The sequence below is a fragment of the Rubinisphaera italica genome, from assembly GCF_007859715.1.
In the GTDB taxonomy this organism is placed as follows: domain Bacteria; phylum Planctomycetota; class Planctomycetia; order Planctomycetales; family Planctomycetaceae; genus Rubinisphaera; species Rubinisphaera italica.
The window spans coordinates 4002466-4016592 of record NZ_SJPG01000001.1; the positions used below are offsets into that span (position 1 = coordinate 4002466).

General features: G+C 49.4%; 8 protein-coding genes. 4 read left to right on the forward strand and 4 right to left on the reverse strand.

Annotated features, from left to right (window positions below; all coding sequences use genetic code 11):
- Positions 1-152: 152 nt before the first annotated feature.
- The 3 genes from Pan54_RS14975 to Pan54_RS14985 all read right to left on the reverse strand — a co-directional run bounded on the left by Pan54_RS14975 (position 153) and on the right by Pan54_RS14985 (position 4116).
- Entirely contained in the window at positions 153-1721 is a 1569-nt protein-coding gene (locus Pan54_RS14975) for a hypothetical protein (RefSeq protein WP_146504250.1), read from the reverse strand.
- A 184-nt stretch (positions 1722-1905) separates the two neighbouring features.
- Positions 1906-2436 carry a hypothetical protein gene (locus Pan54_RS14980; RefSeq protein WP_146504251.1) on the reverse strand — a complete coding sequence of 177 codons (531 nt, stop codon included), beginning with the start codon at positions 2434-2436 and terminating at the stop codon, positions 1906-1908.
- Positions 2437-2568: 132 nt separating this feature from the next.
- Complete coding sequence (locus Pan54_RS14985; RefSeq protein ID WP_146504252.1) at positions 2569-4116, reverse strand: sigma-54-dependent transcriptional regulator; 1548 nt, start codon at positions 4114-4116, stop codon at positions 2569-2571.
- 294 nt (positions 4117-4410) lie between these two features.
- On the opposite strand from Pan54_RS14985, the gene Pan54_RS14990 reads away from it, so the two are divergent.
- Both Pan54_RS14990 and Pan54_RS14995 read left to right on the forward strand, forming a co-directional pair.
- Positions 4411-7257 (forward strand): hypothetical protein, encoded by a 2847-nt coding sequence (locus Pan54_RS14990; protein ID WP_146504253.1) that lies wholly within the window; start codon positions 4411-4413, stop codon positions 7255-7257.
- 444 nt (positions 7258-7701) lie between these two features.
- Positions 7702-11166: a PVC-type heme-binding CxxCH protein gene (locus Pan54_RS14995; protein WP_146504254.1), complete on the forward strand. Its 3465-nt coding sequence runs from the start codon at positions 7702-7704 to the stop codon at positions 11164-11166.
- A 131-nt stretch (positions 11167-11297) separates the two neighbouring features.
- Here Pan54_RS14995 and Pan54_RS15000 read toward each other — a convergent pair.
- A protein-coding gene (locus Pan54_RS15000; protein ID WP_449314306.1) for an IS630 family transposase occupies positions 11298-12433 on the reverse strand; the annotation gives its coding sequence in 2 pieces (ribosomal slippage) (positions 11298-11995 and positions 11995-12433; 1137 coding nt in all).
- A gap of 102 nt (positions 12434-12535) precedes the next feature.
- Between Pan54_RS15000 and Pan54_RS15005 the strand changes: the two genes are divergently transcribed.
- Both Pan54_RS15005 and Pan54_RS15010 read left to right on the forward strand, forming a co-directional pair.
- The gene (locus Pan54_RS15005; RefSeq protein ID WP_315852382.1) at positions 12536-13588 is read left to right on the forward strand and encodes a DUF1559 domain-containing protein; all 1053 of its coding nucleotides are present in this window, start codon (positions 12536-12538) and stop codon (positions 13586-13588) included.
- Positions 13589-13685: 97 nt separating this feature from the next.
- Positions 13686-14096 carry a carboxypeptidase-like regulatory domain-containing protein gene (locus Pan54_RS15010; protein ID WP_146504255.1) on the forward strand — a complete coding sequence of 137 codons (411 nt, stop codon included), beginning with the start codon at positions 13686-13688 and terminating at the stop codon, positions 14094-14096.
- The last annotated feature ends 31 nt before the right edge of the window (positions 14097-14127 follow it).

Consider the following 14127-nt stretch of genomic DNA (forward strand, 5'->3'; position numbering starts at 1 on the left):
GAAGGACGAAGTCCACAAGAGGTAATCAGCTGGAGCGTTGAGTTAACAAAAGAACGACCGGGTGGCGGGGGCGCTCCGCACCAGCGGAAGCCCCCGGAAGTTCAACGATTCGGGGGCTTCTCTTCGAGAGCGCCCCCGCCACCCGGGTTTGATTACTTCTCCGCCCGACTCGTCACCGGCAAATCATCCGTTTCTGGATCTTCATCATTATTGTATCCCAGCCCGCCATCATCGCGCCCATTTTCGCCGACACTGTAAAGAGCGAATTCTCCGTCCTGAACCTGATACTGATAGGGTTCTTCAGAAAAAAGATCGAGTGCTTGTTCCGGGAGTGTTGCCGGATAGCTGCCTGTCTTCAGTTGAATTTCTTTGAGCTGTAAACCTAACAGACTCAGTTCGTAATAAGTCAGTGTTCGTGTTTCGGCTCGGGAACAGGAATCGATTGCGGGTAATAACATGCCGAGAAAGGCTCGGACGAATGTTTCGGTGATTTGTTCTTTGGAGATGCGATCTGCTCTGCGGGATTTTAGCATTCGCAATAAATTCGGATTGATCTCCCCCAAATTCAGCGATTCGTAATGAGCCTTCAGATTTTTAATCCGATCTTCCCGGCTCGACTCATTGAGAATCTGTACGACCTGGTCATAAGCAGAATTGACTTCTCTGAAAACCAGATCCCAATCCAGATTGGAATGCTGGCTGAGTTCTTCCAGAAGTTGCCCCTGGGAAGCACCTGCAGAAAGTGACTCCAAAGTTTCAGCATCTAATCGAGTGGTTGCGACCTGCTGCAGCATTTGCAGTGCGAGAAATCGTTCTCCCAGATCCAACGGCTTTGTCAGACTCGGAAAGGACTCTATTCCTGTCAGTTGTTGAATATACTTCTGGCAAACGTCCAGCGGCAAATCGGGTTGCTGGATGAGCCGATTGTCGCCCTGAAATGCAATCCCTTCCAGCGCATATCCAACAAGATTTTCGACCAGCGTTGCTCCCTGGGCAATTTTTCTAGCAAAACGATGCAATGTCAGTAAATCATCAGCAGCGGCCTGATAGTTCTTCTCTCCCAGATGCAGCATGGCCCTTGCCACCAGACAGCGACCAATTTCCCGACTCGCCTGGACATCCGGAAGAAGAGCGTAAACCAGCAGATCTTCATGTTCCTCATCGGAAATGATTGGTCGGAAGTAGCCCGGTTTTAACACCGCTTCAGAGACGAGATCCAAAGCGGTCTCATTCAATTCAATCCAGAGAGCCGCATTCGGAAGTTCATTCTTTCGCCAGAGGCGATCCATCGCCCGATCCTGAATTTCAAAAAAATCTTTGAACTCGCTCCCTTCGGCTGGTGCCTCAAAACCGTAGCCTTCTTTTCCGAATGAAACTGCTCCGGGAGCATCAGCAGGCAAGGGTGTGACGCCCATTGCTTCGCACAGCCGAACATGAAAATCATATTCCATTCCATCGGGATTCGGGCCGATCGCTTTGACAATCAGAACGGCAGCATTGTTTTCCGGAGTGACGCCACCCTTAAGGGCATTGTTCAGAGCGGCCGTATAATCGACGGTGCCGTCCTCCCGTATTGGCTTTATTGCACGAGTTGTTTCTGGAGAAACCGGAATCTTACCTGGCTTAGCCTGTGAATTTTGATCATCAGCCAAGGCGGTCATACACAATATCGGTAATAACAATGCAACAAGGAGAATTCGATTCCAAATAATGATGAACATCGTATTGAGCACCCGACAAGAGTTATGGCGAAGTTTTGAATAGATCAGCAGTCACTCTATGACAAGATATTTACGTGATTTTGTCTGGAAAAAATAAACCAGGAGAAAATATTTTTGTAACGCACAAAGTATACGATCATTCTACTTAGAAATTCGTGTTAATTTTGCAGTTTATTCAACATCACTAACGACGATAATTTTGCACGTATTGCTGAAGACTCGTCTCATTCAAAACCACTGGAGTTTCCTGCAAGGCTCGCGAACAGGCTTCATAAATCGAATATTCTTGCCGAAAATATTCAGGGAACTCACCGGGGAACTCTTCGCAGTCAAAGGCTGAAAAAAGCAGTAAGGCCGTCTGATGGTTTGCTAATAACTTCATGACCTGCATTCGATCCTCAGGAAAAACAGGTGGCTCAACAGCTGGTTCTAGAATGGAAATGATTAATGCCGATGAAATTTTATCATCCTCAGAAAACTGATCCGCCATTCTGAGAACCCATTGCCAGAGATATTCCTTGTGGATGCGACCCGACATCAAATGAGAAACATGAGTCAGTATTTGAGCATGCGATTGAAACTCAGGATTGGATAATTTTGTTTCGTATTCCTTGAGAAGAAGATGCAACTGTTGCAGATACTTTTGGTTCATTTCCTCTAACTTCATGGAACTTTTAAGAAATCCTTCCTCAATCTCTTCATCCCAATAACACATGGCAAATTTAATTCTTCATATCAATATGTGCAAAACGAAAGAATAAACAATACACGTAATGCACAAGTTGCTCGCGGCTTAAAAACATCCGTGTTTATCCGCGCATATCTGCGGTTCAAAAACAAATAGAACCTAATTTCCAGCCTCAATCGCCTTCAATAACTCTTCATCAATCTTACTCTTGACGGTCCTCCGATCCAGCCCCACCAGATTCGCAGTTCCTTCATAGGTTCCTTCTGCTGCATACACCCAGGTCACGTATTTGCTGACCAGTTCCTCAGCAGTCCATTGCCGTTTTTCAGCGGCCTTCAACCAGGCAAGATGCACGGGGGTGGATTCCTCTTTTTTCGAGGTTTGATAAGGTTGATAGCAATTGCGGATCATCAGATTCCTGACACACTGTTCCAGTTCCCGGATATTGCCGGGCCAGGTGTAATTGGTGGGCATCGAATTGTTGATCCATTGTTCTGCCTCCTCGGCTATGGAATCGGCTTCTTCGCCGGCAATGCGTTGAGCAAGAAGTTGGATCAATCCCGATAACGCCTGCGGGCGATCTGTCAGTTGTTCGTGCAGGCTGGGTGTCTGAATATGATCGGCGCAAAGTCTGTAATACAAATCGCGACGGAACTGCCCCGCTTCCATCTCCTCACCCAGATCGCGATTAGTCGCAGTGATCAGTTTTCCGAGAAACGGTCGTTCTTCGGTTTCCCCCAGACGTGTGTAAGCCCGCGACTGCACAACCCGCAATAACTTGACCTGAATCGCCAGATCGAGTTCGCCAATTTCATCCAGAAAAACAGCTCCCCACGGCGGACACTTTTCAAGCCAGCCTGCTCGGTCGGAAATGGCTCCCGTGAACGCCCCCTTACGATGTCCAAACAATTCTGATTCGATGAGAGTCGGCGAAAGAGCAGAGAGATTCAAAGCGATGAAGGAGTCGTCCACTTTGCCCGCGAAGGTTTCGCGATCCGTATCGAATGCAACATATTGGGAAAGCCCGATCGCCCGTGCGACCAACTCTTTACCGGTGCCGGAAGGGCCCGTGATTAGTGTGGCGACATCGGACATCTTTGCGAACAGCGTACGACGATAGCGTCGCATGTTGTGAGTAAAAATCGACTGCCACACCTCGGCTCGCAATTGGGCAGCTGGCTGAGATTCGCCCAGAATAAAGTGAAAGATGTGCCGAAACGCCCGCCGGACTTGATCCAGGCAGGCAAACATGTGACCGGGAGATTGCGAATGCAAACCAGGTCGTCCCGGCAATTCCAGATAGTAATCGAAGTCAGTCCGAAATGAATTCCAGTTTTTTTTAACTTGCCGGGAGCTGACCGATTCCTGACTTCCAACCAGCGAAGCGAAATAACGATAATACAGCACATAAGTGACAGCATCTTCATAATGACGTGCGGTCTCATCATTCAGCTCATGACCGTCCAGCAGGGCGGCGCGAATACGATCAACCAGTTGATTGGCGGCTTCTGTCAACGACACCACATTCGGCCGATCCGCTTCGAGCCATTGCGTCGTCCGACTCCAGGCAATCTCATCTTCGGGCACAAATTTCTCACGCAACGCGGCTCTCTCAAATTCAATCCGCTCAGGCTCAAACGGATTGCAATACGTCAAATTGGAGAGAATCGACAACAAACGCAAATCGTTCTGGGACAGTTCTGGCATATATCGACCACCTTTGAATGACTAAACGATCCCTGATTACTCCGGAAACCACAACCTTCAATGTACATTCATTGCATGCCCGCATGCAATGAATGCCTGCTCCCTCACTGTAAAACATTATCCCCAGGTAATGCAAATGCCATAAATCACTTCAAGGTAAGGAGATAAGGAGTTCACTCCAAAACCGGCACAGTTGCTGCTTAAGAAGAGATATCGATTCGCGTTGCTGGTTTGGGATGCCGGCTTGTTAATGACACGCGAACGAATCACACCTTGCCTTAGGGGAACTCATTGATGTCTGCCTCACTCGAAGATTACCAGTTTGCGATTGATTTCTGTCGCAAACAATTCCGGAACTGGTACGAAAACGACCTGCTCAACTATCAGCAGTTTCAGCAGATACTGCGTCACTACGAAAACGAATCAGCACAACTCACGGAGTCGCTGGAATCTGCCCGACCTCTGCCGGAAGCCCGCCCTTGTTCGCCTCACCTGATTGACGTGGAACGACGTGCCCGGGCTCACGAATACCTGTCTCAGGATTTGCGATTCTTTCAATCACAACAATATCTCCCCGAAACCTCCGCGCAGGTTTTTCTGAGAAAGGTTTCTATCAGTTATTCAGATTTACGCAAACAGCTGGATCAGAAATCGCCAGTCGCAAAGCCGCAGGAGAGTCTACCGAAGTTGAGTCTCATTGAGCGGATGCTCGACCCGAAAAGCCTGCATGCGTTGATGATGAGTGGCGGCGGATTGCTGGTGATTGGGCTGGTGATCTGGCTGTGGTCGATTGGCGTTTTTGAAAACTCACTGGTTGTCGCGGTTTGTCTGGGAACTGCCAATTTTGTAATGATTGGCGGAGGAGCCGCACTGGCACGATTGACTCGATATTTAACAGCCGGCCGAAGCATCGCCTTACTCGGCTGCCTGATCATGCCCTTGAATCTCTGGTTCTACGATGCACAGGGGTTGATCACGCTTGCTCACGGAGGCCATCTCTGGATTCCGGCCCTTGTCTGCTGTCTCATTTATGCAGCCATTGCTCGAATTCTCAAAGACGCATTATTCGTCTACACCCTCGTCGGCGGCATCGCCATGACGGGCCTTTTGTTTCTGGCCGACCAGCAAGTGGGGCGGTTCTGGGAAATCATTTCTCCCGCTTCTTTGCTGATTGTTCTGGGCATGATCTGCGTGCATCTCGAAAGATTGTTCGATGAGGCCGCAGAAATCTTCAAGCGGTCGACCTTCGGCAAAGCCTTCTTCCGCTCCGGTCATATCGTGATGGTTGCTGGATTGGCAGTCTTGTTTGGCGGACGCGTTGTTGGACTGTTGTTCGATCCGATTTTCGCTCAACTCGACTGGTTCCCGATTCCCGATGTCGCTGTGCTGCGTCACGTGCAGTTCATCGCATTGATGCTGACCTGCGGAGCCACCTACACGTATCTTTATTCACACTTTACCGTCAAACAGGCAGGACGATTCATTTATGCGGCTCTACTGACACTCATCTGGACAGAAATCATTCTGCTTGATCTGCTGGCCATTCCTGTGACTGAACAGGCTCTGCTTCTTGTCGTTGCCTTTACCGCCTTGTTGACGAGTACCACTGGATTGATCTCAACACGACTACGCAAAGATGAAAATGGTCAGATGACTGCTCAACAGCCTTCATCCATCGTTCGGATTGCAGGGGGCTCGCTCACGATGATCGCTGTGATCATGGGCTCACTCGAATTCCTGCGTTGGACTATGGGATCCGTTTTTGTCCAGACGGCTTTTCAGTTCGATTGGATCGCCGTGCTGACGATGGCGATCACGGCAATATCCGCTGCATTGATGTCTGTGACCCTGTCGCGAACGAATCGTAAATCAAGTGGCGAGTTTTATCTTGATGTGACAGCCGTTCCATCAATGATTGCCCTGCTGAGTGGATTGCATCTGGCTGGATTGGCCTGGGTTTATGTCCTGCCGATTGTTGCTGCGGTTATTGGAATTGGTCTGCTGGCCACTCGTTACCAAACGGACTCCAGTATGAGCAAAGCGTGCTTGCGAGTTCTGGAAGTCAGTTCAGCTCTGTTAATGACTGTGGGAGTTGGTAGCTGGATTGGTCATTTTGAATACATCCCCTCTGAATTTTACGCGACCTGCTTCCGAGTTTTGTTTGCTGCTGAAATGGCGGTCATCTTCGGCTGCTTCTCGGTTGTGAGTAAACGCGGGACTTATGTCGTGCTTTCAGCGGTTTCCGCCTGGGCTGCAGTTTGGAAATTACTGGTTGTGGTCGGCTTTATCACATACGCCCCAATGCTGGCCGCCAGTTTAATTGGTTTGATTGCCGTCTTCTGCAGTCTTCAACTGAAGCAGAAAAGCCGACTGCTGGCTGTCTGTTTACGGGATTCCGGCCTGTCTGCAATCACGATTGGCGGATTAGCTGGAATGCTGTTAACCGTCAATCGGGTGATTGGTGGCGATGCTCAATGGGCCTTGCTCGGCTTGATGGCTGGTCAAGCCGTGGCTGCTTTCCTGGCAAGCTCCCTTGTCAAAGCGAATGGGAAGAGTCGGGGCCTGATTGTCATTGGAATTCTGCATCTGATAACGGGCTTCCTTGTCATCAACGACCTGTCAGTGCTGACATTCTTCCAGAGAATGGAAATTTTCAGCATCGCAGCTGGAATTCTGATGTTGGTCGCCGGTCATTTGGGATGGCATCGGGAAACTGATGAAGATAACGATGGACTCGTCAGTCTGAATCTGGTTCTGGGCAGCCTGCTGGCTGCGGGTCCACTCCTGTTGGGCTTGCTCAGCCAGCGTTTCATGGGCGATGCTCCTGCCTGGGGCTGGATCATGTTCCACGAAATCGGCACCTTGACAATCGGCCTAACTCTGCTCGGAGCCGGCATCCTGTGCCGGATTCGCAGCACAACACTGGCCGGCATGAGTTCGCTGATTATCTATCTGATCAGCCTGATCGCCCTGATTCATGTTCCCGATCAACTGCAGACCGTTTCTGTTTATATGATGGTTGGCGGAGCGACTTTCTTTGGAGTCGCGGTGATGTTGAGTGTTTACCGGGACCGATTGCTGATGGTTCCGGATCGCATTCGTAATGGAGAAGGTGTGTTCAGCGTTTTGAAATGGAGATAAGGCAAGGCGTAGTGATTGCTTCCCACGATCACTCACCTGAGTCACCCGTCAAAGTCCTTTTGGATTCTGGCGGGTGATATTTTTATTTTATAAGAACCGCCAAGACGCCAAGGTATTGAGGAGTATGAGAATCCCTAAAAAACATAAGACTAAAACTGTCCCCTCTCCCCGGGGAGAGGGCCAGAGTGAGGGGAAATCGGCGTAGTTTTCAATTAGAGCGTCGAAGGACGCCCCTCATCCGGCCTTTGGCCACCTCTCCCCCAGGAGAAGGAAAGAAATCCGCTCCTCGTGGACAACAAAAGAATTTCACATATTTCAGCAGTCGCTTGAGCCAGGGGAGAGAATCTGAGACGATAATCGTTGCGAGATCATTTCCCACTCTTGGGAAATCTGTTGAACCTCGCTCATCTTTAAAATTATCCACCTGATTAATACGAGTCATTCATGTATCACAAATTGCTCTCATTTGTTTTGTTTCAGATTCTCATTCTGAGTACGACCAGCCTGCCCGCTCAGCGGGGGCTAACCGAAGTTCCTGATCCGAATCCGGAAAAGGAGCAGGCTTCATTTCAGGTGGCCGATGGTTTTGAAGTGAATCTTTTTGCAGCTGAGCCGATGATTGCCAAGCCGACGCAAATGAACTGGGATACTCAGGGACGACTCTGGGTGTCGACCAGCGAAACGTATCCGCATGTCAAACCGGGCGAAGATGCCAACGATAAAGTGATGGTTCTCGAAGATACCGATCATGATGGCGTTGCTGACAAATCGACTGTTTTCGCTGATGGGTTACTGTTGCCGACCGCGATTCTGCCTGGTGATGGTGGTGTGTATGTCGCCAATTCCACAGAGTTACTGCATCTCAAAGATAACGATGGCGATGGCAAAGCCGACGAAACTCGAATCGTGTTGAGCGGCTTCGGCACGGAAGACACGCATCATATTATTCACACATTGAAACGCGGACCAGATGGCGATATCTATTTCAATCAATCGATTTACACGCATTCGCACGTCGAAACTCCATATGGTGTGAAACGCTTACTGGCCGGTGGAACCTGGAAGTTTGATACGAAGACGCTTGAACTGGACGTCTACTCGCGTGGACTGGTCAATCCGTGGGGGCTGGTGTTTGATCCGTGGGGGCAAACCTTTGAAACCGATGGAGCCGGCGGACAGGGGTTGAATTATGTCTTTCCCGATACTGTCATGTTCACAGCTGCGAATGCCGAGCGAACCGTAACGGGACTGAGTCCCGGTCAACCGAAGCATTGTGGACTGGAGTTGCTGACGGGAGATCATCTTCCCGAAGGATGGTCAGGACGGTATGTCACGAATGATTTCCGGGGCAATCGGGTCAACAGTTTTGAACTCTCTGAATCGGGTAGCGGATATATTGCTCGTCAAACCGATAACCTGCTCACCTCGAATTATGTCTCCTTCCGCCCGATTGATATTCTGATGGGACCTGATGGGGGTATTTATGTGGCCGATTGGTATAACCCGATTATCCAGCATGGGGAAGTCGATTTCCGTGACGAACGACGTGATCACGAACATGGCCGGATCTGGCGAATTGTGCCGAAGGATTACAAGCCCGAGTCAATCACGCTGCCAGCCGAGGCGGAAATTGGGACGCTGGTCGATCAGCTGTGTAGCGATCAAAAGTGGTATCGCGATCAGGCTCGCTATGAATTATCATCGAGAAAGCCGGAGCACGTCTTTTTGATTCTTGATGAAGAAGCCGTCGATTCACATAAACCCTGGAACGAAGCCCAATTGAAATTGTCCGGGCTTTGGCTGTCAGAGGATTGGAATCTGCCGGAAGAAATACAGAGCCGTCTGCCCAAACTGCTGACGTATGATAATCCTCAAATGGAGAAGAGCGCGAATGTTCAAGCGGCTGCGGTGAGAATTGCGGGGGCTCATCCTGAGTTTGAAGATTGGATGGACTGGATGAAAGCTGCCATTGAAGATCCTCATGCGCAAGTTCGACTGGAAGCCGTACATGCATTAAGACATGCAGGCACGCTGGAAGCGATTCGCCTGGCCGCGACTGCTGTTCGTGAGGAGAATGATCGATTTTTGGAATTTTCTCTCTGGCAGACTTTCCGGGAAACGGAATCTGTCTGGCTGGAATCGTTTCTGGCTGACCCGAATTCGATGAGTAGCAATCCGAACACTCTGCTGACGATTGCCAATGCCGCACGATCCGCTGAGGTTGTCGATCCGATACTCAAGCTCTGGCAGGAAGAAGTAATTCCTGCAGAAAAGACTTCTGAGGTATTGAGCCTGATTGCTGAACGTGGAAATACTTCCTATCTCCAACAACTTTGGAGTGTTAGCCAGCAACCGAATTCGCCTCATACATTAGCAATTCTGAATACTCTGGTGAATGCAGCCGAGAGACGGAAAATCAAGCCGAATGTCTCTGATGAGGATTTGATGGCGTTGCTGAAATCGAAGAATGGTCAGATTCAAATTCTTGGTTGTCGTCTGGCTGGATTATGGAAAGTCGAAGCGAGTCGATCGGTTTTGAAAACTCTGGCTAATAAAGAAACACAACCTCGCAGCTTACGCAAGACGGCTCTTCAGTCTCTCGCTCAACTGGGGGGACCGGATAGTCGGGATTACCTGCTTTCGATAGCCAAAGGTGAACAACTCAAAGCGTTACAGGTCGATGGGATTGAAGCGTTGGCTTCGATGAATTTGAATCTTGCCGTGCAGGCGGCTGTCGAAACACTCAGTCAGACAGATTCTGCAGCCGAAGTGAATGCAATCCTGAACCCTCTGCTCTCAACAAAGCAGGGGCCGAATCTCTTAACCAGAGCTCTGCAGGATGCCCATTGGAACGCCGATGTCGCCACCGCAGCAGTGCGAATGGCGAGCAGTTTGCCGCAACAGAATCTCGCACTGGTGAGTGCTATTCGCAAAGCGGGGTCGTTGGAAGCAATGAAAGCCGAGCTCACTGCAGCCGAGATGCAGGAACTGGTTTCAGAGATTACCAGTCAGGGGAATGTTCATCGCGGCGAAGAAATTTATCGGCGGGAAAAGCTGCTCTGTATGAAGTGTCATGCTATCGGCGGAGCGGGCGGAAAAGTCGGGCCTGATCTTTCAAGCATCGGAGCCAGTGCGCCGGTCGATTATCTTGTCGAGTCGCTACTTGTCCCAAGTAAGAAAATCAAGGAAGGCTATCACGCAGTTCAGGTCGTTACGATCGACGGCATCGTCCTGGCTGGTGTGCCGATTCTGGAAAATCAGAATGAAATTCATATCCGCGATGCTGAAGGGAAAGTGAATGTGGTTCCTGTCGAAGATATCGAATTGAAAAAGAATTCAACGGTTTCCCTGATGCCTGCTGATCTCGTTGGAAAACTCCGCCGGGACGAACTTGTCGATCTCGTCCGCTTTATTTCTGCTCTGGGGAAAACAGGCGAACTTGTCGTTTCCAAGCAGCAGTATGTGCGCACTTGGGAAGTGCTCAACCCTGGCGATAATATGAAAGCGATTAACGATGCGATTCGTCATAATGGGATCGAACATGCCGCTACCGATGATCCGCTGCTTCCCTGGACCACCACTTACAGTCAGGTTGATGGTTCACTGGCTCTGCAACCATTGGCCTGGATGGGAAATATCGCGGCTAAGAACCTACAGTTCGCCCGTTTTGAGTTGAACGTGATACAAGCAGGAAAAATCGGCTTAAAAATTGATGACCCGACCGGGCTCCGCATCTGGGTTGATCAAATCGAAGTGAAAGTCGAGCCGGAAATTGCCATCGAACTTTTAACGGGCTCGCATCGAGTCACGGTTGCTTCTGAAAGTCAAGCTCGTTCGATGAAACCGATTCGTATTGAATTAATTGAGGTGGATGGATCGAATGGACAGGCGGCTTTAGTGAACAATTGAATCAACCCTAAAGGGGTATGCACAGAAATTCACTTCTCGTCTCGATTGAATAAGTTATAATATGTAATTATGTGTAAGTTTCTCGGGCGGTAATTCCTTTTCAAGCCCTTTCACTCCATTATTCTAGTACCTCAATTCATTTGATATTGTGGGTACAAGCGTTTGAGTTTGATACGAGCCTCGCTGGTTGTAAAGTGCCAGTCGACACCCGATTGGCTTTCGTTGCGATGGTTCATCCAAGCTGTCACTTCGCGGCTCAATGTTTCAATATCTCGGATGCGTCGCGTTAAACATTGTTTGGTCAACACGCTCAATTCGATCTCGGCGACATTCAGCCAACTCCCATGTTTGGGCGTGTATCGGATGTCGATCCTGTCGGCCAGGCGCTTCGCCTCAGCCGGTTCAAATGTTTCATACAACGCCCCCACGGTGTGAGTATTCAGATTGTCGCAAACCAGAATCACCATTTCCGCATTCGGATACTCTTCATCGAGCAACGCTTTGATCTCGGTGGCCCAGTCGCGACGCGTCTTGGTCGGACGCACGCTCACTTTTCGCCAGCCCGCTTTCGGTTCGGTAAACAGAAAGTGGTTGGCGGTTCCGTTTCGTTCGTACTCGTAGTCATATCGGGCAGGCTTCCCCGGTTCACAGGGAAGCGGCTGCCGGGTTTCTTTGATCAGTTGCATCGGTTGCTCGTCCATACACACCACCGGATATTCTTCGTCGTACTCCCACTGATAAATGTCCAGCACATCTTCCATCCGAGCAACAAACTCGCCATTCTCTTTGGCAGGAATCACCCAGCATTTGCGGCGATGAGGCTGCAACTCGTTTTTTTCAGCGTCCGACCAACTGTTGTCGGTGACACGCTCTCCACAATTTCCAACTCGACCATCCGATCGGCCAGTAACTCCAACGTCCAGGCCGCACGGCCTTCCGGCGCCTGGCTACAGGATGTTGCGATCAACCGAGCTTCTTTCTCGCCATCAAAAATGGGCTGACGGGAGGGACGCTCCTGTTTCTTTCGCTCCAGGGCCGTTTCCAGCCCTCCTTCCACAAGTCGCTGCCGGACATTCTTGACCGTGTTGAGATGACACCCGAATGCTTCGGCTGTTTTCTCATCCGACCAGCCAGGTCCCTCGGCATCCACCTTGAGCAGGATATGAGCATGCTTAATTTTGTAAGCCGCCGCCTTCCCCTTGAGAACGATGGCCTCCAGTAAATCCCGCTCTGCCGAATCCAACCGCACCACATACTTCTTATTCATCGCGATTCCTCCCTGAATCAAAACAGACATGCGAGGAATAATTCATTACTCAAAATTGATCAACAGACAAAATCAAATGAATCGAGGTACTAGGATCTAACTATGATGAATCTCCGTCTTCAAGTTCCTCGAAAAGCATTTACGCTGATCGAACTACTGGTCGTTATCGCGATCATTGCCATACTTGTGGCATTACTTTTACCAGCCGTTCAACAGGCTCGTGAAGCGGCACGTCGCAGCAGTTGCAAAAACAATTTGAAGCAAATTGGTTTGGCCCTGCACAATTATCACGATACTTACCGTGTCTTTCCTCCTGGATACATCAATCAATTTGATGATCCTCAGCCGACAAATTCTGGAGAATACTCAACAGCAGTCGGTGCTGAACGCAGTGCCTGGAGTTGGGGGGCTTTTGTCTTGCCATTTGTGGAGCAAAGTGCTTTGTATGATGTTCTTCAAGTCGGAGATATTCGAATCAAAAATGCTCTGGCCACGCCAGCCTTGCTATCCAATATGCAGAACCCAATCAGCTCTTTCCGATGTCCTTCAGATACTGCTCCAGATGTAAACACGTCAAAACAGGTACAGGACTCTGCTGGAACCGCCCGGAATATTGCGACTGCCAACTATGTTGCATCGAATTCAAGTCGAAGATGGCATTCCTCTGGCTCCTGGGTGACTGGACCAGGTTTAGGTGAACTTAGTCAGTGGGGTACACCTCCAAATGCCAATCAAAGCCCTAACGGTATGTTCTGGAGAAATTCGAAAGTCCGAATGCGAGACATTACAGATGGCACAAGCAACACAGTCATGGTTGGAGAACGTGCCTGGGAATTAAATAACCCTGCTGGAGCTACCTTTAACTGTCGAGCAGGAACCGTGCTTGGAACGCGAATCACAAATGAACAATCAGAAGTACATCGCGGACTGGCAGCAGCAACAACTGCAATAAACTTTGCCAACGGAAATTGCAATAAAGGATTTTCTAGCCGACATACCGGTGGAGCTCAGTTTGTATTGGCTGATGGAAGTGTTCGATTCCTGTCGGAAAACCTCGATCAGAACAATGCCACATTTGGTGGTACCAACGCGGTTGACTCCACGTTTGAAAGACTGGTCGCTCGTAACGATGGGCAAGTTGTTGGAGAATTCTAAAGGAGAGAGTCCTTAGTTTTAAAGCAGGGAAGATTGCTTGTTAGTAGTCTTCCCCTTTTTTGTTCATGCGGAAAATATCAATCGTCAGGAAATTTAGATGAAGCACATTGCGTACGCTATATTGGGATTTACCTTGTTATTTATTGGGATCGGTTGTGGGGGGGGAACTGGTGATTCACCAGATCTGGGAAGAGTGAGTGGTACCGTGCTGGTCGATGGAAAACCACTTGAAAATGTGTTGGTCTCATTTGCGCCTGAAGACGGTAGCCGAGCTTCAACGGGAGTGACTGATGCAAGTGGGCAGTATCAATTAACCTATAGTACCTCGGAAATGGGTGCTAAGATCGGCAAGCATAATGTCAAGATTTCCAGCTATAATGATAGTGATCCCAATGACCCAAACGCCCCTATGGTACCCCCGGAAATCGTTCCAAAAGACTATCTGGAAATCTCCAAACCTGTCGAAGTCACCGCAGGGAGCAATACCATTGATCTGACATACCCTTAAGAATTGCTCACTTCAATTTACCGGGGTAATG

Excerpts from the sequence above, each read along its gene's own strand:
- Pan54_RS15010 (WP_146504255.1), top strand. The coding sequence starts at position 13,686 with ATGAAGCACATTGCGTACGCTATATTGGGATTTACCTTGTTATTTATT.
- Pan54_RS14985 (WP_146504252.1), bottom strand. The coding sequence starts at position 4,116 with ATGCCAGAACTGTCCCAGAACGATTTGCGTTTGTTGTCGATTCTCTCC.
- Pan54_RS14975 (WP_146504250.1), bottom strand. The coding sequence starts at position 1,721 with ATGTTCATCATTATTTGGAATCGAATTCTCCTTGTTGCATTGTTATTA.
- Pan54_RS14995 (WP_146504254.1), top strand. The coding sequence starts at position 7,702 with ATGTATCACAAATTGCTCTCATTTGTTTTGTTTCAGATTCTCATTCTG.
- Pan54_RS14980 (WP_146504251.1), bottom strand. The coding sequence starts at position 2,436 with ATGTGTTATTGGGATGAAGAGATTGAGGAAGGATTTCTTAAAAGTTCC.
- Pan54_RS14990 (WP_146504253.1), top strand. The coding sequence starts at position 4,411 with ATGTCTGCCTCACTCGAAGATTACCAGTTTGCGATTGATTTCTGTCGC.
- Pan54_RS15005 (WP_315852382.1), top strand. The coding sequence starts at position 12,536 with ATGATGAATCTCCGTCTTCAAGTTCCTCGAAAAGCATTTACGCTGATC.